This window comes from Dactylosporangium sp. CA-139066, from assembly GCF_050936175.1.
Taxonomy (GTDB): domain Bacteria; phylum Actinomycetota; class Actinomycetes; order Mycobacteriales; family Micromonosporaceae; genus Dactylosporangium.
Genome location: NZ_JBNJNH010000001.1, coordinates 6751467 through 6772475 on the forward strand (window position 1 = coordinate 6751467; position 21009 = coordinate 6772475).

Sequence of the window (21009 nt, forward strand, 5' to 3'; positions counted from 1 at the left end):
CACGCATGTCCCGCTACGACTGGGGCGAGACCCACCCCGGCATCGAGAAGCTCAAGGCCGAGATCCGGCCGGCCCGCGAGCGCGTCGTCGGGCACCCGCTGTACGCCGCGCTGAACAGCCACGCGGCGATCGTCACGTTCATGGAGCACCACGTGTTCGCCGTGTGGGACTTCATGAGCCTGCTCAAGTCGCTGCAGCGCAGCCTCACCTGCGTCGCCGTGCCGTGGGTGCCCAGCGGCCCGACCGGCAGCCGCCGCCTCATCAACGACATCGTCCTGGTCGAGGAGAGCGACGAGCTGCGCGGCGGGTTCATCAGCCATTTCGAGCTGTACCTCGAGGGCATGACCGAGGCCGGCGCCGGCCGGACGGCGATCGACGCGTTCATCGCCGCGCTGCGTGAGGGCGTGGCGGTGCCCGAGGCGCTGGTCGCCGCGGGCGTGCCCGCCCCGTCGGCCGCGTTCACCGGCACCACCTGGACGTTCATCCAGGAGGCGCCGGTGCACTGCCAGGCGGCCGCGTTCGCGTTCGGCCGCGAGGACCTCATCCCCGACATGTTCGAGCAGGTCGTGCGGGTCAACGAGGCCGGCGCCGGCCGCCTGACGACGTTCGTGGACTACCTCGCCCGGCACATCGAGGTCGACGGCGAGGAGCACACCCCGATGGCGATGCAGATGCTCGCCGACCTGTGCGGCGACGACCCGGTGAAGTGGACCGAGGCCGCCGACACCGTGAACGCCGCCCTGGCCGCGCGCGCCGAGCTGTGGACCGGCATCCTGACCGAGATCGGCAAGTAGATTCGGCCGGGTGTACTTCGCCAGCGACAACAACGCCGGGGTGCACCCGGACGTCCTCGCGGCCCTCGTGGCCGCCAACGACGGGCACGCCCGCTCCTACGGCGACGACCCGGTGACGGCCCGCGCCCACGCGCTGTTCAAGGCCCACTTCGGCGAGCACGCCGAGACGGTGCTCGCCGTCACCGGGACCGCGGCCAACGTCATCGCCCTGGCCTCGATCCTGCGCCCGTACGACGCGGTGCTGTGCGCCGACACCGCGCACGTCTTCGCCGACGAGTGCAACGCGCCGGAGCGGTTCACCGGGGCGCGGCTCACGGCGGTGCCCACCGCCGACGGGCGGCTCACCCCGGCGCAGGTCGCCGGGTTCGCGGCCGGCGGGCACCCGCCGCACGCGCCCCGGCCCCGCGCCGTGTCGATCGCCCAGCCGACCGAGCTCGGCACCGTGTACACCGTGGAGGAGCTGCGGGCGATCGCCGGCACCGCGCACGAGCACGGGCTGCTGCTGCACGTCGACGGCGCCCGGCTGGCCAACGCCGCCGCCGCGCTCGGCACCGGCCTGGCCGAGGCGGCGGCCGGCGCCGACGTGGTGTCCTTCGGCGGGACCAAGAACGGCGCCCTGGCCGCCGACGCCGTGGTCTTCCTCGACGCCGAGCTGGCCGCGCCCCGGCGCTACCTGCACAAGCAGGCGATGCAGCTGCTGTCGAAGGCCAGGTTCACGGCGGCCCAGTTCGTGGCGCTGCTGTCGGGGGAGCTTTGGCGTACCAACGCGGAAAATGCCAACCGGACGGCGTCCGCGCTCGCCGGGATCCTCGCCGGCCTCCCCGGCGTCGAGCTGGCCGTCCCGGTGCAGACCAACGCCGTGTTCGCCGCGCTGCCGGGCCCGGCGCGGGCCGCCCTCGACGGCTACGGCTCGCACTCGCCCGGGGGCGCCCCGGTGCGGTTCATGACCGCGTTCGACACGACGGACGCCGACATCGAGCGGTTCGGCACCGTCCTTCACGCAGCGTTCACCCGCTGATCGGCCGATCGGCCCGTGCGGCCGATGCCCGGGCGGCCCGCGGCGGCCCACCATTGGCCTCGTGACCTTCGGGGTACACCGGCTCGGCATCGACGTCGGCACCTCCACCACCGTGGCCGCGCTCGCCGGCCCGGACGGCGTGGCGCGCCCGCAGGTGTTCGACTCCGACCTCCCGGCCGACGCGGGCCTCGACGCGGTCACCGCACTGCTGGAGCGGGTCGCGCAGCCCGCCCCGGCGGTGCTCACCCACCCGGCGGCGTGGCGCCCCGACCGCCGCCGCCTGCTGCTCGAGGCGGCCGCCCGGGCCGGCCTGGGCGAGCCGGAACTGCTGCCCGAACCGGTGGCCGCCGCCCGGTACTTCACCGCGCGCCTCGACCGCCCCGTCCCGCCCGGCAGCTGCCTCGTCGTCTACGACCTCGGCGCCGCCACGTTCGACGTCAGCGTGGTCCGCCAGGCCGCCGACGGCTTCTCGATCGCCGCCACCGGCGGCCTGCTCGACGCCGGCGGCCTCGCCCTCGACGCCGCCCTGGTCGAGCTGGCCCACGCCCGCACCGGCCCCGAGCCGGCCTGGGACCGGCTCGACCGCCCGCGCGCCCCCGAGGAGGCGGCGGCCCGGCTGCGGCTGTGGCACGGCGCCCGCCTCGCCCGGGAGGAGCTGACGGCGGCCCCGGTCGCCGAGCTCTACGTGCCGCTGCTAGGCATGGTGAAGGTGGCCCGCGAGGAGTTCGAGCAGGCCGCCGCGCCGCTGCTCGAGCGCACGGTCGAGCGGACCGTGGCGGTGCTGCGCGATGCGTGGGTGTCCCCGCCGGACGTCGCGGCGGTGTTCCTGGTCGGCGGGGCCAGCCGCACGCCGCTCGTCGCCGAGCTGCTGCACCGCGCGCTGCGCCTGGCGCCCGTCGCCGTCGAACACCCCGACCTGGTCATCGCCTGCGGCGCGGTCGTGCCCGCCCGGCCCTCCGTCGCGCCGCTCACACCGCCGTCCGCGGCCCGCCCGCGCCTGCGCCCCGCGCTGCTGCGCACGTTCTCGCCGGGCGGGATCGTCCGGGGCGCGCCCGCGGTGCACGGGGTGGCGATCAGCCCCGACGGCACCCTGCTCGCCGCGGGCGGCGACGACCGCAAGGTGCGGATCTGGAGTCTGGAGACGGGCCGCATCCGGTACACCCTGGGCGACCACGACGGCCCGGTCCGCTCGGTCGCCTTCAGCCCCGACGGGGCGCTGCTGGCCTCGGCCGGCGGGAACCCGCGCCGCCCCGGCCGGACCGTGCGCACCTGGCAGGTCGCCGACGGCCGCCGCCGGCACGCCTTCGGCACCGGCCCCGGCGGCCCGGCGGTCGTCGCCTTCCATCCGCGCGGCCGCCTGCTCGCGGCGGCCGGGCGCGACGGCGCGATCCGCCTGTTCGACCTCGCCGACGGCGCCGCCGGCGACCCGCTCACCCACCGCCCGGCGGGTGGCGCGCCGATCCACGCCCTCGCCTACAGCCCCGACGGCGTCCTGCTGGCCACCGGCGACGACGGGGCGCGCATCGCTCTGCACCACGGCGACCCGCTGCCCCGCCACGGCGGCGCGGCGCTGCACGGCCATCGGGGCGCGGTCCTCGGGGTCGCGTTCGGCCCCGGCGGACGGCTGCTGGCCAGCGCCGGCGCGGACGCGACCGTCCGGCTGTGGGACCCGGCGACGGGCGCGCAGCACGCGGCGATGGCGGGCCACACGGAGCCGGTGACGGCGGTGGCGTTCAGCCCGGCGGGGGCGCTACTGGCCAGCGCCGGCCTCGACAGCACGATCCGCCTGTGGGACCCGGTGACGGGCACGCACCTGCACACCCTCGACGGCCACGACGGCGCCGTGCACGCCCTGGCCTTCTCCCCCGACGGCGGCATCCTGTTCTCCGCCGGCGCCGACGGCGCGGTCCGCCTCTGGAACGCCGGCCGCGCGTAACGCGGCCAGGACCGCGGCCCACATGCCGCCGAAACCGGGCAGGACGAGCCTGGTGATCTCCCGTGGATCGGCCATCGCCCCTCCCGAATGTCGCCATCAGATGTTCACATCATCCGGATGATGACGGTATCCTGAGCGCATCGCAGGCGCAACGTCCGGGGGTTGTCGGGAATGGATCGGCTCAGCCGCGCGGAGACCCAGCAGCGCACCCGGGCCCGCGTGCTCGGCGCCGCCCGCCACGAGTTCACCGAGCGCGGCTACCGCGACGCGAAGATCGACGCCATCGCGGAGCGGGCCGGCCTGACCCGCGGCGGCGTGTACTCGAACTTTCCCGGCAAGCGCGCCCTGTACTTCGCCGTCCTCGCCGAGGAGGCGGCCCGCCCGCCCGGCGGGAGCCCGCCCGCGCCCGGCCGCACCGCGCGCGAGGCCCTCGGGCACCTCACCCGGGCCTGGCTGGCCCGCCTGCCGCTGTTCACCGACACCGAGCCGAGCCCGTCGCGCCTCGCCGTCGACCTGGTCCCCGAGATCCTGGCCGACGAGCGCATCCGCTGGCCGTATGCGCAGCTGCTCGGCCTCGACGCCGTCCTGCTGGGCCTGGCCCTGGAGCAGCTGCACCCGGCCGCCGGCCGCCGCGTCGGCGTGGCCGGCGCCGTGCTCACCCACCTGCAGGGCTCGGCCCGGCTGGCCGCCGCGGCGCCCGGCTTCGTCGACGAGTTCGCGGTGGTCGCCGCGTGCGAGCGGCTCGCCGGCCTCGACCTGGAGGAGCACTGGGACCCGCCGCACCTGGTGCACGCCCCGACCGCCCGCCCCGCCGACGAGCCGTGGTCGCCGCCCGCCGCCGTCGACGCGATCCGCGACGCGCCGGCCGCCTGGGCCGACCACGGCCTGATCGCCGTGCTGGGCCTGCGCCGGGCGACGGCGATCGAGGAGGCGGTCCGCGCCGCCCCGCCGGGCCGGCCGATCACCGCCGTCCTCGTCACCGGCGATCCGGACGAGCTGGCCGACCTGGCCCGCCTCGTCGTCGCGGAGCTGCTCACCTGCCTGCGCCCGGCCTTCCCGGCCTCGGCGTGGCCGGACCTGCAGCTCGTGCACGACCCGTCCGGCTCGCTCGCCGCCGCCGCGGGCGTCGAGGCGGTGAGCGACCTGACCGAGTCCGCCGTCGTCGTGCGGGCCGGCCGGATCGTCGCCCGCGCCGACGGGTTCGGCGCCTGCCACGCGGCCGCGAGCTTCGCCTGACCTCTGCCGCGGCGGGCGCCGGCGGCCCGCGCCCGACGTCGATCGCCGGCACGCCCGCGAGGTGCGCGCCGCCCAGCCCCGGTGGCAACCAACGACGTATCGATGTACACCGAAGTATTCACCGCCCGCACGCGTCCCCGTCAGGCCACAATCATGATCTTGTAGCCGTGGCTCCCCACGATGTGGCGTCGTCCCTGCCCACGAAGGGGGAGTTTCCATGTCGATCCGCCGGGTGGTGCTCGCGTTCGCGGCCACCGCCCTCGTCGCCACCGGCGTGACCGCCGCGGCGTCGCAGGCGCAGGCCGCCACCAGCGTGCCGCGCTTCGACCACATCGTCCTGGTGATGTTCGAGAACCACGCGTACTCGCAGATCTCCGGCTCGAGCGGCGCCCCGTACTTCAACTCCCTGGCCGGCCAGGGCGCGAAGTTCACCAAGTCGTACGCCATCACGCACCCGAGCCAGCCGAACTACATCGCGCTGTTCTCGGGCTCCACCCAGGGCGTGACCAGCGACGACTGCCCGAAGAACTTCACCGGCACCAACCTGCAGTCGCAGCTGGCCGGCGCCGGCCTGACGTTCAAGGGCTACTCGGAGTCCATGCCGTCCAACGGCTACACGGGCTGCTCGAGCGGCAACTACCAGCGCAAGCACAACAGCTGGGTCGACTTCAGCAGCGTGCCCGCGGCGTCGAACCTGACGTACGCGAGCTTCCCGTCGTCGTCGAACTACGCCAGCCTCCCGACGGTCGCGTTCGTCACGCCGAACATGTGCAACGACATGCACGACTGCTCGGTCGGCACCGGCGACACCTGGCTGAAGAACAACCTCGACGCCTACGCCCAGTGGGCCAAGACGCACAACAGCCTGCTCATCGTCACGTTCGACGAGGACAACCGGCTGGCGCTGAACCAGATCTACACGGTCTTCGTCGGCGCCCACGTCGCGCCCGGCTCGTACTCCGAGAAGATCACGCACTACACGGTCCTGCGCACCATCGAGGGCGCGTACGGCCTGCCCGGCATCAACAACGCCGCCAGCCTGTCCCCCATCACGGACGTCTGGTCCTGACCGGCCTTCTCGTGGGCGCCCGCCGGCCGGGCGCCCACACCCCCTCACAGTGAGGCGTTCACCGTGTACCTGTCCACAGTGGACAAACCGGCGACCCCGGCCGCGTCCGCGACGCCGCGCCGGACCCGCATCGCCGCCACGGTGCTGGCCCTGGGCACGGTCAGCCTGATCACGGACGTGTCGTCGGAGATGGTGACGGCGATCCTGCCGCTGTACCTCATGCTGGGCCTCCACCTGGGCCCGCTCGGCTACGGCGTGGTCGACGGCCTGTACACGGGCGCCACCGCCCTGCTCCGCCTGGTCGGCGGCTACGTCGCCGACCGCATCCGCCGCCGCAAGGCCGTGGCGGTGATCGGCTACGGCATGTCGGCGCTGGCCAAGCTCGGCCTGCTGGCCGCGGGCTCGTCGGTCCCGCTGCTCAGCGGCGTCATCGTGGCCGACCGCGCCGGCAAGGGCCTGCGCACGGCCCCGCGCGACGCCCTGATCACACTGTCGACTCCCCCGGACCGCCTGGGCCGCGCGTTCGGCGTGCACCGCGCGATGGACAGCGTCGGCGCGTTCGCCGGCCCGCTCGTCGCGGTGGCCGTGCTGGGCGCCTCGGCCCAGTCCTTCGACGCCGTCTTCGTGACCAGCTTCTGCCTCGCGTCGTTCGGCGTCTTCGTGCTGCTGACGTTCGTCCCGGACCACCGCGGCCCGTCCTGGCTCGCGCCCCCGTCGCCGCCGCCGGCCGGCCCTACGGGCCCCTCCCTCTCCCCAACCCCGGGCCCCTCCCCCTCCCGCGGCGAGTCGCCGGCCCGCTTCGGCGCTTCGGACGGCGCGCCTCGGCGGGCACAACCTGACACGGCGCGGGCGCTACCCACCCACGCACCTCACCCCGGCGCAGAGGCCGCAACCACCGCCGAGCGCACGATCGACCCGGCCTCCGCCCCCAACGAACACGCCGCAAGCCACGGCCGCGCCGCCACCAACGGACACGCCGCAAGCCACGACCCGGCCGCCGCACCGACCGCGCACGGCACGCACGCGCCGACCACCGCGGCGACCGCGCACAGCACCGACGCCACGACCGCCGCCGACGGCACGGCCACCGCGAGCCACACGAACGCACCGACCACCGCGGCGACCGCGCACAACGTGAACATCACCGACGGCGCGGGCGCGGCCGGTCAGGCGCAGCCGGCCAAGGGCGCCGTCTCGCTCGGCGCGGCGTTCGCGCTGCTGCGGCGGCGAGACTTCCGCATCGTCGTGATGGCCGCGGCCGTCATGGGGCTGGCCACGATCGGGGACGGGTTCGTGTACCTGGTGCTGCAGCGCCACCACGACATCGCCGCCGGATGGTTCCCGCTGCTCGCCGTCGGCACCAACCTCGCCTACCTCGCGCTGGCCGTGCCGCTGGGCGAGCTCGCCGACCGCGTCGGCCGGGCCCGCGTCTACCTCGGCGGGTTCGCCGCGCTCGCCGTCGTCTACGTCCTGCTCGCCGCCGGCGGTGGCGGAACCGCGACGCTCGTGCTCACGGTGGCGCTCTACGGGGCGTTCTACGCCGCGACCGACGGCGTCCTGATGGCCGTGGCCGGCCCCCTGCTCCCGGAGGCGTTGAAGACCACCGGCATCGCGCTGGTGCAGAGCGGTCAATCGCTGGCATATCTCGGCTCCTCGATCCTCTTCGGCGCGGCGTGGCAGCTGTGGGGGCCCGGCCCGGCCCTCGTCGCCGCCGCGGGAGTGGCGCTCGCCGCCCTCTGCCTCGTCGGCTCCATTCTCCTCAGGGGGTACGACAAAAATGCGTAAGATCCTGCTGACGTCGATCGTTGCCGCCGTCCTCGCCGCGGGAGCCGCGCTCTACATCGTGAACGCCGCACACCGCAACGACGCCGCCGCGGCGGCGTCCGAGGCCGTGGACATCGGGCTGAACGGGCAGATCCTCGTGCGCAGCACCGCCAAGGAGTCGTTCGGGCATCTCGCCGTCGTCGGCGCGCAGGACCCGGGCGGCGCCCGGAAGGTGGCGGCGGCGCGGTGCAACCGGGTGTACGCCGCCGCCGGGACCGCGATCTGCCTGCGGCCGGACGGGCCGCTCGCCACCTACCAGGTCGCGATCCTGGGGCGGCACCTCGAGGAGCGCGACAGCTACCCGATGGTCGGCGTGCCCAACCGGGCCCGGGTCTCGGCCGACGGGCGGCTCATCACCTGGACGGCGTTCGTGACCGGCGACTCGTACAACGGCGGGCAGTTCTCCACGCGCGTCGGGGTGCTCGACGCGAGCACCGGCGACGCGGTCGCCGACACGCTCGAGACGTTCACGCTGACCAGGGACGGGCGGCCGTACCAGGCCGCCGACATCAACTACTGGGGCGTCACGTTCGCGCCCGGCGACCGCACGTTCTACGCCACCATGTCGACGGCCGGGCACCGGTACCTCGTCCAGGGCGACTTCCAGCAGCGCACCGTGCGCACCCTCGCCGAGAACGTCGAGTGCCCCTCGCTGTCGCCCGACGGCACCCGGATCGCGTTCAAGCAGGCCGTCGGCGGCGACCCGGCGAAGGGCTGGCGGCCGGCCGTGCTCGACCTCGCCACGCTGCACCCGGCCGTGCTGGGCGAGACGCGCTCCGTCGACGACCAGATCGCCTGGCTCGACGAGCGCACCGTCATGTACGCGCTGCCGCGCGACGCCGACCACGCCGACGTGTGGTCGCTGCCGGCCGACGGCACCGGCGCGCCGGCCCTGCTGATCCCGGACGCCGAGTCGCCCGCGCGGATCGGATAGACATCGATCCTACCAACTAGTAACTTGGCCGGATGCGTACGCTGGCGTTGCTCATCGCGGCCGTCGGGATCCTGCTCGAGGGCCTCGTCATCGGCGTGGTGCTGTTCGCCCTCGGCGGGGTGATCGACGCCTATTCCATGTCGCTCAACGGCTCCGACCCGGCCACCGCCCAGGCGGCGCTCAAGGGGCTGGGCATCGGGCTGGCGATCCTGCTCGTCGTGCTGGCCGGCGGGCTGGGCGCCGCCGCCGCGCGGGACCGCCACGCGCGCAGGATGACGATCGTCGCGCTGGTCATCCAGTGCCTCGTCGTCGTCATCGCCGGTATCGCGCTGGGCTGGGCCGTCTTCGGCGTGACGCTGCTGGTCCTGGGCACGATCCTGTACGCGCTGCTGGACGACAACCACCGGCCCGTCACCCGCTGACCGCCGCGCCGGATGGCATGCTTGCCGGGTGCGGATCACCACCCTGGGCGAGCTGGCCGTCGACGGCCACCCGGTCCGCGGTGAGCGCCTCGCCGCCGTCGTCCGCGCCCTCGTCGACGCCCGCGGCCGCACACTGACGCCGGGCGCGCTCGCCGAGGCCGTGTGGGGCGGCGCCGAGCCCGCCGACGCGGCCGGGGCGGTGCACGCACTGATCGGCCGGGCCCGGCGCCTCGGGCTGCCGGTGGCCGCGGCGCCGGGCGGCTACCGGGTGCCTCCGGAAGACATCGAGCTGGATACGGTACTGGCGAAGGCCCACCTCGCCGCCGGCGCCCCGCAGCTGGCCCGCGCCCTGTTCCCCGCCGCCCCCGACCTGACCGACCCGTCGGCGGCCACCCTGTTCGCCGAGGTCGCCGCGGCCACCGGCGACGAGGCCGACCTGCGCCTGCTGGCCGGGCGCACCCCGCCCCACGAGCCGTCGGCCGCCCTGCTGATCCGGGTCCTGGCCGCCCAGGGCCGCGACGCCGAGGCGCTCGAGGTCGTCGAAGGGCTCCGCGCGACCCTTGCCGACACCTACGGCACCGACCCGTCGCCGGTGGTCGCCGAGGCCCACCTGGCCGTGCTGCGCGGCGAGGTCGCCGAGCAGCAGACGCCGCCGCGGGCCAAGAGCACGCTGCCGGCGTCGTGGCGGCGGGCGGCGACGCCGATGCTCGGCCGGGAGGCCGACGTGGCCGCGGTGCGCAAGGCGCTCGCCGAGGCGCCGCTCGTCACCGTCGTCGCCGTCGGCGGGGCCGGCAAGACCCGCCTGGCCGGCGAGATCGCCCGCCGGGCCGCCGCCGAGGGCACCCCGGTGCACGTCGTGGAGCTCGCCGGCCTGCGCGAGCCGGGCGAGGTCCTCGCGGCCATCCTCGCGGTCGCCGACCCGAGCTCGCGCCCCACGGCGCAGCGGCTGCAGGAGCTGGCCGGCCTGGTCGTGCTCGACAACTGCGAGCACGTGCTGTCCGGGGCCGCCGGCGCCGCCGCGGAGCTGCTGGCCGCCGCGCCCGACGCGTCCGTCCTGGCCACCAGCCGGGCCCCGCTGGGGCTGGCCGGCGAGGTGGTGCACCGCCTGCACACGCTCGGCGACGAGGCCGCGGTCGAGCTGCTGACCGCCCGCGCCCGGGCCGGCGGGGCCGAGCTGGGTGCCGGGGACCTGGCGGCGGCGCCCCGGCTGTGCCGGCGGCTGGACAACCTGCCGCTCGCCCTGGAGCTGGCCGCCGCCCGGCTGCGGCACATGCCGATCGAGGACGTCCTGGCCGGGCTCGACGACCGGTTCGGGCTGCTCGACGACGCGCTGCGCGGGCTGCCCGAGCGGCACGCCAGCCTGTGGGCAATGGTCGACTGGAGCCGCGAGCTGCTGCGCCCGGAGCAGCAGCGGCTGCTGGAGCGCCTCGCCGTCATCCCGGCCCCGTTCACGGCCGAGGCCGCCGAGGCGGTGTCCGGGCTGCCCCGGCGCGGGCTCGCGGTACATCTGGCGGCGCTCGTCGAGCAGTCGCTGCTCGGCCGGGCCGAGGGCGGGGACGGCCGCGCCCGCTACCGGATGCTGGAGACCGTGCGCGAGTACGGCGAGGCCCGGCTGGCCGCGTCCGGCGAGCGCGACGCCGCGCTGGACGGCCTGGTGGCGTGGGCGCGGCAGGAGGCGACGCGAATCCTCGCCGAGCTCATCGGCCCCGGCCAGCTCGCCGCGTTCACCCGCTGCGCCGCCGAGTCGGACAACTTCGTCGCCGCGCTGCGCCGCGCCGTCGGGCGCGACGACGCCGCCGCCGTGGACGTGGCCGTGCCGCTGTTCCTGCTGTGGACGGTCCGCGGGCTGCACGCCGAGGTCCTGCCGTGGTCCTCGGCACTGCTGGGGGCCGGCGACCCGGCGCGGCGGCGGGCGGCCGGGATCGTCGAGGCGGCCGACCCGGACCGGCTGGCGTGGATCTGCGTGCTGTCCGGGCTCAACGCGTTCGCCACCGACACGTACCGCATGTTCGCGGTGTCGACCCGGCTGCTGCGCACGCTGACCGCCCGCCGCGGCCGCGAGCTGTCGGCGCGGCCCCGGGCGCTCTCCGGCGTCCTGCCCGCCCTCGTCGCGTACGACCTGGACAAGGGGCTGGCCGCCGCGGAACGGCTCGTCGCCGACCCCGACCCCTACGTGCAGGGCTTCGGGCTGTTCCTGCGGGCCGGGATCCGGGAGAACCGGGGCGACGCGGTGTCGCCGCAGGAGCGCATGGCGGACGCGGAGCTGGCGTACCGCCGCTTCGAGGAGGCCGGCGACCACTGGGGCATGGGCATGTCGGCGCAGTCGATCGGCTCGCAGGGCGCCGCCGGGTCCGCCGAGTGGCTGCGCCGCGGCGCCGCGCACATGGAGCTGCTCGGCGCGGCCGAGGACGCGGGCACGATCCGCATCCTGCTCGACGTGCAGCTGGCCCAGGCCGGCGACGACGACGCGGCCGGGCGGCTGCGCGCCGTGGTGGACGCCCCGGCCCCGGCCACGCCGCCGCAGGGGCTGCAGGTCATGGACGCCGCCCAGGCCCACCTCGGCCTGGCCCAGCACGCCTGGTACCACGGGCGGCCGGCCGAGACCGTCGAGCACGGCGAGCGCGCCGCCACGATCGCGGCCGCCAGCCCCGCATCGGTGCCCCAGATCCGGGTCGTGTTCGCCATCGCCGCGGCGGTGCTGCACCTGCGGGCCAACGGGGCGCAGGACGCGCCGCGCGCGGCCGAGCTGCTGGCCGGGGCCCGCGACGAGGCGATCGCCGGCATCGACGTGCCGGCGATGGGCTCGTGGGCGCAGGGCGTGGCCGCGTTGGCCGCACACGCCGGGGACGAGGCGGCGAGCCGGGAGCTGTGGGCGCTGGGCGAGCGGTGCGCCGCCAGCACGTGGCAGCTGTTCGAGCACGGCGCCGACCCGACGCTCGAGGCCGCGCTCGGCCCGCCCGGGGACCGGACGGCGGCATGGCGCGAGCGGCCGATGACCGAGGTCACCGACCGCATCCGCGAGCTGTCCGGCGAGGTGTTTCAGACCTTGCGCCGGTAGGCCCACAGGGCCAGCGGCATGAACACGGCGACCAGGCCGGCGCACCAGCCGAGGGTCCACCACACGTGGACGCCGTAGGCCGGGGTACCGAGGAACAGCCCCCGCATCGCCTCCACCAGGTGGCTCAGCGGGTTGTTGCGCACGAACCCCTGCATCCAGCTCGGCAGCGTGCCGGTCCCGACGAACACGTTCGAGGCGAACGTGAGCGGCAGCACCACGAGGAAGCCGATGCCCTGCACCGAGCCGGAGGTCCGGGCGATCATGCCGATGAACACCGGCGCCCAGCTCAGGCACAGCCCGAACACGACGGCGAGCAGGCAGCCGGCCACGGCCTGCAGCGGGTCGGAGCCGATGCGGAAGCCCAGCAGGTAGGCGAAGGCGAACGTCGAGATGGTGACGAGGACGTAGCGCACCACGTCGCCCAGCACCGCGCCGATGAGCGGCGCCGAGCGCGGGATCGGCAGCGACCGGAACCGGTCGAAGATGCCCTTCTCGATGTCGGTGTTGAGGTTCACGCCGATCGAGATGGCGCCCATGGCGATGGTCTGCGCGAGGATGCCCGGCATCAGGAACTGCAGGTATGAGTGGGTGGAGCCGGCGACGGCGCCGCCGAAGATGTACACGAAAATGATCATGAACAGCCCCGGCTGGACGGTGACGTCGATGAGCGCCTCCGGGGTACGCCACGTCTTGATGAGGCTGCGCTTGGTCAGCTCCAGGGAGTGGCGGACGAGCTTGAACGGCTTCGGGGCCGGCCGGTCGAGAGTGATGGCGGTCATGCCGCGACCTCCAGGTTCTTCGCAGATGCGGACGTGAGGGAGAAGAAGACCTCGTCGAGCGAGGGCAGGTGCAGGGAGAGCTCGGTCACGGCGATGCCCTCGGCGGTGAGCTTGGCCACGGCCTCGGCCATCGCGGCGTCGCCGGTGACGGGCACGGCCAGCACGCCCGGGCGGGGCGAGTCGGCGGCGGCGCCGGAGGCGACCAGGGCGAGGATCTCCGCGGTGCGGGGCAGGTCGCGCTCGTCGGTGGGGCGCACCTCGAGGGTCTGGCCGCCGACGCGGCGCTTGAGCCGCTGCGGCGTGTCGTTGGCGATAACCCGGCCGTGGTCGATGACCGTGATCTCGTCGGCGAGGGCCTCGGCCTCCTCGAGGTACTGCGTGGTCAGCAGCACGGTCGACCCGTCGCGCACCAGCGAGCGCACGACGCCCCACATGTCCTCCCGCTTGGCGGGGTCGAGGCCGGTCGTCGGCTCGTCCAGGAAGATGACGTCGGGCCGGCCGACGAGGCTGGCGGCGAGGTCGAGGCGGCGGCGCATGCCGCCGGAGTACGTCTTGACCGGCCGGTCGGCCGCCTCGGTCAGGTCGAACCAGGCCAGCAGCTCGGCGGCCCGGGCGCGGGCGCCGCGGCGGCCGAGGTCGAGCAGGGTGCCGACGAGGACCAGGTTCTGCCGGCCGGTGAGGTCCTCGTCGACCGAGGCGTACTGCCCGGTCAGCCCGATCATGGAGCGCACCCGCTGGGCGTCGCGGACCACGTCGTACCCGCCGATGCGGGCGTGCCCGGCGTCGGGCTTGAGCAGCGTGGACAGGATGCGCACGGCGGTGGTCTTGCCGGCGCCGTTGGGGCCGAGCACGCCGTGCACGGTGCCCTGCGGGATGGCGATGTCGACGCCCTGCAGGGCGCGGGTGGCGCCGAAGCTCTTCACGAGGCCCGCGGCCTCGACCATCAGATCGTTCGTCATGCGATAGACGTTGACGGGCCCGGCCGACACGACTCCTATATCCGTCCGACACGGCCCTGACGCCGGTCCGACGTGCGCGGCGCCGGTACCGTGGCGGCTCATGAGCACAACCGAGGTGAGCACCGGCAAGCGGTTCGGGCGGCTGATCGGCCGGGTCCTGCAGCGCATGCAGCCACCCGAGCGACTGCCGCAGCTGCTGCCGCGCCCCGAGGAGGACGCGGCGGTGGTGGACTGCGCACTGTACGTGCGCGGCGCCCGCCAGCCCGGCCGGCCCGCCTTCGCCGACGCCTACAGCGCGGCCCGCCGGCGGCGCGGCGGCTTCGTCTGGCTCGGGCTGTTCGAGCCGAGCTGGGCGCAGTTCACCACGATCGCCGAGCTCGTCGGGGTCGACGAGGCCACGGTCGACAAGACGATGGCCCGGGACCGGCGCCCGGCGGTCGAGCGGCGCGGCGACGTGACGGTGCTCACGCTGCGCACGGCCCGGTACGTCGAGCACGCCGAGCTGACCGAGACCTCCGAGGTCGTCGACACCGGCGCGGTGACGCTGCTCATCGGCCGGCACTTCGTGGTGTCGGTGCGCCACGGCGGGGCCGGTGCCCTGTCCGACGTGCGCGAGGAGCTCCAGCAGCGCCCGGCCGTGCTCGCGCAGGGCCCGTGGTCGGTCGGGTTCGCCGTCATCGAGCGGATGGTCGAGGTCTACCACGACGTGGCCACGCGCGTTGAGCAGGACGTGGAGAAGCTCGAGGAGACGGCGTTCCTGCGCCACGGCGGCTGCGACGTGCAGCAGATCTACCAGCTCAAGCGGGAGCTGGTGGAGTTCAAGCGGGCCGTGCTGCCGCTGCAGCCGCCGCTGCGTGCGATGATCGCGCCGACGAGCGATCTTCCGGCGGGTCTGCGACAGTACTTCGAGGACGTCCACGGCAGACTCAACCAGGTGGTGGAGCGCGTGGCCTCGTACAACGAGCTGCTCGACTCGATCCTGCAGGCCAGGCTGGCCCAGGTCGGGCTCGACCAGAACAATGACATGCGCAAGATCGCCGCGTGGGCCGCCATCGCCGCCGTGCCCACCGCGATCGCCGGGATCTACGGCATGAACTTCGAGCACATGCCCGAGCTGCGCTGGCAGTTCGGCTACGGGATGGCGGTCGGGATCATGGCGACCGCCATGGTGGTTCTGCACCGTCTGTTCCGCAAGTCCGGTTGGCTTTAGCAGCCCTCAAGAGGAGCCCATGACCACCACGCCCGAGTTCCTGCTGCCCGCGCGGGTCGACAGCCCGGCGCCGCGGGAGCGCCCCGGCGGCCCGATCGGCCGCTGGCTGCTGGAGCACCGCGTCGCGCCGGTCGGCCCGGAGAGCGACGAGGCGCACGCCAAGCCGCAGGCCTGGTGGAAGGTCATGACGCTGACCGGCGTCGACTACTTCTCCACGCTGTCGTACCTGCCGGCCATCGCCGCGCTCGCCGCCGGGGCCCTCTCGCCGCTGGCCACGCTGCTCATCGTCGCGCTCACGCTGCTGGGCATGCTGCCGATGTACCGCAGGGTGGCCAAGGAGAGCCCGCACGGCCAGGGCTCGGTGGCGATGCTGGAGAGCCTGCTGCCCTTCTGGCGGGGCAAGATCTTCGTGCTCGTCCTGCTCGGCTTCGTCGCGACGTCCTGGATCATCACCATCACGCTGTCGGCCGCCGACGCCTCCGTGCACATGATCGAGAACCCGGTCTTCCCGCACTTCCTGCACGGCCACGAGGTGATCATCACGGTCGTGCTGCTGCTGATCCTCGGCGGGGTGTTCCTGCTGGGCTTCAGCGAGGCGGTCGCCGTGGCCATCCCGCTCGTCGGGGTGTTCCTGCTGCTCAACGCGATCATCGTGGTCGTCGGGCTCGTCGACGTGTTCACCACCGGCGGGGCGCTGTCGGACTGGCGGCACGCGCTGACCGAGGGGCACGGCGGCGGGTTCGGCCTGCTGATACCGGCCCTCGCGGCGTTTCCGTCGCTGGTGCTCGGCCTGTCCGGGTTCGAGACCGGAGTCAGCATGATGCCGCTGGTGGCCGCCGACGGCGAGACCGCCGAGCAGCGGCGGGCCTCCCGCCTGCGCAACACGAAGAAGCTGCTCACCGCGGCGGCGGCGATCATGTCGGTGTACCTCATCGCCACCAGCTTCATCACCACCGTCCTCATTCCGGAGAAAGAGTTCGAGGCGGGCGGGCAGGCGGCCGGGCGCGCGCTGGCCTACCTGGCGCACGAGAAGATCGGCGAGGCGTTCGGCACCGTCTACGACATCAGCAGCGTGCTCATCCTGTGGTTCGCGGGCGCGTCGGCGATGGCCGGCCTGATCAACATCATCCCGCGGTACCTGCCGTCGTACGGCATGGCGCCCGAGTGGGGCCGCGCCGTGCGCCCGATCGTCCTGGTGTACACGGCGATCAGCATCGGCATCACGATCGCCTTCGGCGCCGACGTCAACGCCCAGGCCGGCGCCTACGCGACCGGCATCCTGGCCATGATGGTCTCCGGCGCCGTCGCCGTGACGATCTCGGCGTTCCGGGCCGGCCAGCGCCTGGCCGGGGCGATGTTCACCGTGCTCACGCTCATCCTGCTGTACGCGCTGGGCGCCAACGTCATCGAGAAGCCCGACGGCATCCTCATCTCCGCGATCTTCATCGCCGGCATCATCGTCGTGTCGCTCGTCTCGCGCGTCAGCCGCACCACCGAGCTGCGCGCCGACGCGATCGAGTTCGACGACGAGGCCCGCCGGTTCGTGACCGAGTCCATCAACCACGACGGCGAGCTCAACATCGTCGCCAACCGGCGGCAGGCGGGCGACCGGGCGGAGTACCGGGGCAAGGAGGCCGAGCAGCGCGGCATCAACCCGGTGCCGGGCCGCGCCGACATCCTGTTCCTGGAGATCTCGGTCGTCGACCCGTCCACGTTCTCCGGCACCCTGAAGGTGCGCGGCGTGGACGTGGACGGCTACCGGGTGCTGCGGGCGGAGAGCCCGGCCGCGCCGAACGCGATCGCCGCGATCCTGCTGGCGCTGCGCGACGCGACCGGGGTGCGCCCGCACGCCTACTTCGAGTGGGCCGAGGGCAACCCGCTGGGGCACCTGTTCCGGTACCTCCTCCTCGGCCGCGGCGACACGGCTCCCGTGGTCCGCGAGATCATCCGCTCGTCCGAGCCGGACCCGGCGAAGCGGCCGGGGATTCACGTCGGCGGCTGAGCCGCTCGAAGGCCGGCGCCGGATCACCGACCTCGGCGCCGGTGCCGAGCTGCGCGCCGAGGCGGGCGGCGGCGCCCGGCAGGAAGGGGCGCAGCTCGGTGGCCAGGATCCGGCAGATGTACACCAGGATGCCCAGCACCTCGTCGAGTTCCGCCCCGGTCAGCTGCCAGGGCCGGGCGGTCTCCACGAGCCGGTTGCCCTCCTCGACCACGGCCCACAGCGCGTCGGTGGCGGCCCGCAGGTCGAACCGCCCGAGGGCCCGGTCGACCCGCCCCGCCAGCAGCGCCGCCGCCCCCGCCGGCCCGCCGGCCCGGCGCACCCGCCCGCCGGCGTTGCGGTGCACGAGCGTCAGCGTGCGGTTGACGAGGTTGCCGAGGCCGTTGGCGAGCTCACGGTCGGCCCGCTGGATCAGCCGCTGCTCGGTGAAGTCGGTGTCGCCGACCGGCGGGACCTCGCGCAGCAGCCACCAGCGCAGCGCGTCCACGCCGTAGCGCCCGGCCAGCTCGACGGGGTCGACGGCGTTGCCCGCCGACTTGGACAGCTTCGCGCCGCCGGCGGTCAGGTAGTCGTGCACGAAGATCGCCGTCGGCAGCGGCCGCCCGGCCGACAGCAGCAGCGCGAGCCAGTACACGGCGTGGAAGCGCACGATCCCCTTGCCGATGACGTGGATGCGCTCGCCGTCGCCGGCCCACCACTCGTCGTACAGGGCGCCGTCGAGGGCGGTGACGTAGTTGGCGAGGGCGTCCCACCACACGTAGACGACCTGGCCGGGGTCGCCGGGCACGGGTATGCCCCACCCGCCGGCCCGCGCCGCCGGCCGCGACACGCTGATGTCGCGCAGCCCGTCCCGGACGAACGCGAGGACCTCGTTGCGCCGGGCGGCCGGCTCGATCCGGACCGCCCCGCGTTCCAGGGCGCCGAGGATCTGCCCGGTGTACCGCGAAAGCCGGAAGAACCAGTTGACCTCCTCGACGACCTCGGGCTCGCCGGGATGCTCCGGGCAGGGACCGTCCACGAACTGCTCGCACCCCGGGCAGTACAGGCCGCGGTACGAGCGCCGGTAGAAGTCGTCGCGGTCCGCACTGGCCCGCCACAGCCGCTCGACCCCACGTCTGTGGCGCGGGTCGGCGGTGCGGATGAAGTCGTCGAACGACAGCTCGAGCGGCCCGCGCAGCCCCGCGAACCGCTCGGCGTTGGCATCCACGAACGCCCTGGTCTCGACGCCCGCGGCCCGCGCGGCGGCGACATTCTTGAGCGCGTTGTCGTCGGTCCCGGTGAGCAGGCGCACGGGCGCGCCGCGCAGCCGGCGATGCCGGGCGAGCACGTCGGCCTGGACCAGCTCGAGCGCGTGCCCGAGGTGCGGCGCGGCGTTGACGTACGGGATGGCGGTGGTGACATAGAGACGCATCTACCGTCGTTCCTTTCCACCCCGCCACCGTGACCCCGCACGCGGCGGGGCCCGGTTGGTCGTGGTGGTCAGCGCACGCCGGAGGACCCCTGGAGGGGCCCCGTCATCCGGCTGTACCGCTGCGTCATGCGCCCGATGCTGGCACGCCCCGGTGAGCCCGGTCCAATGGGTTAGCGCGCGAGCGCCGGGGCGTACTACGGTGTACGCGACTCGGGGGAGGCTGCCGCATGCGCGTGTCCACGCAGGTCCGGCTGGTGCACTGGTCGCTCGCCGGCGCCACGGCGCTGCTCGCGGCCGACACGGCGCTGTCGGCCGCCGCGCTCATCCACTTCAACCAGATGCACTGGCGCATGATCTCGCAGGGCCAGGTCACCCAGGTCCGCGCCGACATGACGAGCAACCTGACGGTCGCCGCCGGCTCGGTGATCGTGATGGCCGTGATCCTGCTCTTCATGCGCCGCCCGTCGGCCAAGGTCCGCATGGCTGTCTTCATCGCCGGCCCGCTGATCGCCCTGGCGACGCTGTGCTTCCTGGTCGGCGGCCCGGAGTGGGCGGTCGCCCCCACGGGCAACGAGCCGGACGCGCTCAAGGCCGAGTACGCCGAGGCCGTCCCCTCCTGGTACACCAACCCCCACGGCATCGCGGGCCTGCTGGCCGCGATCCTGCTGGTCTTCGTCTCGGTGTTCATGCTCCGCGCCGACCTGCGCGAGTACTACATGGACGCCGGCTACGACCCGAACCGCCCGTACAAGTCCTGGGTAGAACGCACCGGCGGCCCGTGACGCTCGCTCCGCCGGCGTTGCGTTCTGCGCTCCCGACTCCGCGAAACAGCGAGACGTAGCCTCCCCGGCGTCACGCTCCCGGGGCGAGCCGGGCGTGGCCACCGAGCTGTGGGGGAGCCGTCGCAGATCCGACATATCCGGACGCTGGCGCGTCCAGATATGTCGGAAATTTCGTATTATTAGGGTGACTGACCGGTTGACTGGGCCGTGACGAGCGTCGGGGCGCGTCGTAAGGTGTCGCCGTGAGCGACGACTCGCCCTCGCCCGGACCGGCCAGCGGGCCGCGTCCCCCGGTCTGGAACCGGCCGACCCATCCCCCGCTTCCGCCCGTGCCGCATCCCGGGCCGCCGGGCTCGCCGTCGCCCTCACCGTCCGCCCCGCACTCAGGCCCGCCGGTGCCTCCGCCGCCCGGCTCAGCGCCGCCAGCCGGTTCAGTGCCGCCCGGGCCGCCGCCTCCGTCGCCGGGTTCGCCGCCTCCGCCGCCTGGGTCGCCGGGCTCAGTGCCGCCCGGGTCGCCGCCTCCGCCGCCTAGCTCAATGCCGCCCGGCGCGGCGCCGCCCGGGTCGCCGCCGCCTCCGTCGCCCGGTTCAGTGCCGCCTGGTTCAGTGCCGCCCGGGCCAGTGCCGCCGGGGTCGCCGTTGCCACCTCCGCCCGGCTGGCAGTTGCCGCCTGCCGGGTCGCCGGCGCTGCCTGGTTCGCATCTGCCGCCGCCGATGGGTTCGGCGCTGGGGGTCGGTGGGGGCTTCGGCGCGCCGGGGATGCCGGTGACGCGGCGGATTCCCGAGAACCTGCCGTTCGTGGCCCGGCCGAGCGCGTTCAAGCGGGCCCTGGTTCTGGTGCCGTTCGTCCTGGTGATCCTGCTCGTCATCGGCTGCCCGGCCACGCTGCTGCTGACCGCCGACGGGCCCAGCCACACCAGCGGCGACATTGTTGCGCTCGTGGCATTGATGGGGTGCCTGACGGTCGTTCTCGGTGCGGTACTGACGCTGCAGATCGTCCTCGTGTCCTCCGGCGGACCGGTGCTCGCCGCCTCGCCCGCCGGGCTGTGGATCAAGACGCGGCCGACGCGAGGGCAGGCGATCTGGCTGCCGTGGGAGGGCGTGGCCGAGATCCGGCGGCGGCGGTGGGGGCTGGAGAAGATGGTGGTCGTACGGCCGCGGGATCCCCGCGTCGAAGGCAGCCTCGGCGCGTTCACCGCGATCGATTCCGCCGCGCTCAAGCTGTTCTACGGCTCCGGGTTCACCGCGACGCTGAACTTCGCCGACCGCTCCGAGGACGAGATCCTGGCCGCGTTGCGGGAGTTCAGCGCCGGGCGCGCCGCCTTCAACATCTGACCCGGGCTACCGGGCCGCCAACAGGTCGGGGGCCCGGCGCCGACACCGGCGATCACCGCTCGCCGACGCTGCGCGCGGTGGCTTGGGCGCCGTCGGCGACAGCGGCGCCGTCGGCGACAGCGGCGACAGAGTCGGCGGCCACGCCGCCCTTGGCGACCCTGAAGCCCTCCCAAGCCCATCGGCGATGACGGCGTCCGGCTGGATCGTCGGCACGTACTGCGCGGCGCTCGACTTGTTCCGGATC

At 74.5% G+C, this 21009-nt stretch carries 16 protein-coding genes; 13 read left to right on the forward strand and 3 right to left on the reverse strand.

The genetic code is table 11. The features are described 5' to 3' along the window. The first annotated feature begins 5 nt into the window (after nucleotides 1-5). The 9 genes from ACQEVU_RS31005 to ACQEVU_RS31045 all read left to right on the forward strand — a co-directional run bounded on the left by ACQEVU_RS31005 (nucleotide 6) and on the right by ACQEVU_RS31045 (nucleotide 12291). Nucleotides 6-794 carry a DUF3050 domain-containing protein gene (locus ACQEVU_RS31005; protein ID WP_433329727.1) on the forward strand — a complete coding sequence of 263 codons (789 nt, stop codon included), beginning with the start codon at nucleotides 6-8 and terminating at the stop codon, nucleotides 792-794. Between the two features lie 10 nt (nucleotides 795-804). Continuing rightward, nucleotides 805-1812, forward strand: a complete 1008-nt coding sequence (locus ACQEVU_RS31010; protein ID WP_433329729.1) for a threonine aldolase family protein — start codon at nucleotides 805-807, stop codon at nucleotides 1810-1812. Nucleotides 1813-1873: 61 nt separating this feature from the next. Then, nucleotides 1874-3748 (forward strand): Hsp70 family protein, encoded by a 1875-nt coding sequence (locus tag ACQEVU_RS31015; protein ID WP_433329731.1) that lies wholly within the window; start codon nucleotides 1874-1876, stop codon nucleotides 3746-3748. Between the two features lie 171 nt (nucleotides 3749-3919). Beyond that, complete coding sequence (locus tag ACQEVU_RS31020; protein WP_433329733.1) at nucleotides 3920-4984, forward strand: TetR/AcrR family transcriptional regulator; 1065 nt, start codon at nucleotides 3920-3922, stop codon at nucleotides 4982-4984. Nucleotides 4985-5201: 217 nt separating this feature from the next. Continuing rightward, on the forward strand, nucleotides 5202-6053 hold the full coding sequence (locus tag ACQEVU_RS31025) for an alkaline phosphatase family protein (RefSeq protein WP_433329735.1): 852 nt from the start codon (nucleotides 5202-5204) through the stop codon (nucleotides 6051-6053). A gap of 63 nt (nucleotides 6054-6116) precedes the next feature. After that, nucleotides 6117-7838, forward strand: a complete 1722-nt coding sequence (locus ACQEVU_RS31030) for an MFS transporter (RefSeq protein WP_433329737.1) — start codon at nucleotides 6117-6119, stop codon at nucleotides 7836-7838. Continuing rightward, complete coding sequence (locus ACQEVU_RS31035) at nucleotides 7831-8811, forward strand: hypothetical protein (RefSeq protein ID WP_433329739.1); 981 nt, start codon at nucleotides 7831-7833, stop codon at nucleotides 8809-8811. The genes ACQEVU_RS31030 and ACQEVU_RS31035 overlap by 8 nt, the downstream gene beginning before the upstream one ends. A gap of 32 nt (nucleotides 8812-8843) precedes the next feature. Then, the gene (locus ACQEVU_RS31040; RefSeq protein WP_433329741.1) at nucleotides 8844-9233 is read left to right on the forward strand and encodes a hypothetical protein; all 390 of its coding nucleotides are present in this window, start codon (nucleotides 8844-8846) and stop codon (nucleotides 9231-9233) included. Nucleotides 9234-9261: 28 nt separating this feature from the next. Continuing rightward, a complete protein-coding gene (locus tag ACQEVU_RS31045) occupies nucleotides 9262-12291 on the forward strand; it encodes a BTAD domain-containing putative transcriptional regulator (RefSeq protein ID WP_433329743.1) in 3030 nt (1009 codons plus the stop codon). Here the strand turns inward: ACQEVU_RS31045 and ACQEVU_RS31050 are convergent. After that, nucleotides 12273-13070, reverse strand: coding sequence for an ABC transporter permease (locus ACQEVU_RS31050; RefSeq protein WP_433329745.1), 798 nt, complete (start codon nucleotides 13068-13070; stop codon nucleotides 12273-12275). The two genes, ACQEVU_RS31045 and ACQEVU_RS31050, sit on opposite strands and share 19 nt — an antisense overlap. Beyond that, nucleotides 13067-14029 carry an ATP-binding cassette domain-containing protein gene (locus ACQEVU_RS31055; protein ID WP_433329747.1) on the reverse strand — a complete coding sequence of 321 codons (963 nt, stop codon included), beginning with the start codon at nucleotides 14027-14029 and terminating at the stop codon, nucleotides 13067-13069. Before ACQEVU_RS31055 ends, ACQEVU_RS31050 begins: the two co-directional genes overlap by 4 nt. 100 nt (nucleotides 14030-14129) lie before the next feature. On the opposite strand from ACQEVU_RS31055, the gene ACQEVU_RS31060 reads away from it, so the two are divergent. Beyond that, the gene (locus tag ACQEVU_RS31060; RefSeq protein ID WP_433329749.1) at nucleotides 14130-15239 is read left to right on the forward strand and encodes a magnesium and cobalt transport protein CorA; all 1110 of its coding nucleotides are present in this window, start codon (nucleotides 14130-14132) and stop codon (nucleotides 15237-15239) included. 19 nt (nucleotides 15240-15258) lie between these two features. Then, nucleotides 15259-17241 carry an amino acid transporter gene (locus ACQEVU_RS31065; protein ID WP_433329751.1) on the forward strand — a complete coding sequence of 661 codons (1983 nt, stop codon included), beginning with the start codon at nucleotides 15259-15261 and terminating at the stop codon, nucleotides 17239-17241. Here ACQEVU_RS31065 and ACQEVU_RS31070 read toward each other — a convergent pair. Next, complete coding sequence (locus ACQEVU_RS31070; RefSeq protein ID WP_433329753.1) at nucleotides 17183-18649, reverse strand: methionine--tRNA ligase; 1467 nt, start codon at nucleotides 18647-18649, stop codon at nucleotides 17183-17185. The genes ACQEVU_RS31065 and ACQEVU_RS31070 overlap by 59 nt on opposite strands. A gap of 227 nt (nucleotides 18650-18876) precedes the next feature. Here ACQEVU_RS31070 and ACQEVU_RS31075 point away from each other — a divergent pair, with 227 nt between their 5' ends. Together ACQEVU_RS31075 and ACQEVU_RS31080 are read left to right on the forward strand one after the other, a co-directional pair. Then, nucleotides 18877-19431, forward strand: coding sequence for a hypothetical protein (locus ACQEVU_RS31075; RefSeq protein ID WP_433329755.1), 555 nt, complete (start codon nucleotides 18877-18879; stop codon nucleotides 19429-19431). 713 nt (nucleotides 19432-20144) lie between these two features. Beyond that, a complete protein-coding gene (locus ACQEVU_RS31080) occupies nucleotides 20145-20765 on the forward strand; it encodes a hypothetical protein (RefSeq protein WP_433329757.1) in 621 nt (206 codons plus the stop codon). The last annotated feature ends 244 nt before the right edge of the window (nucleotides 20766-21009 follow it).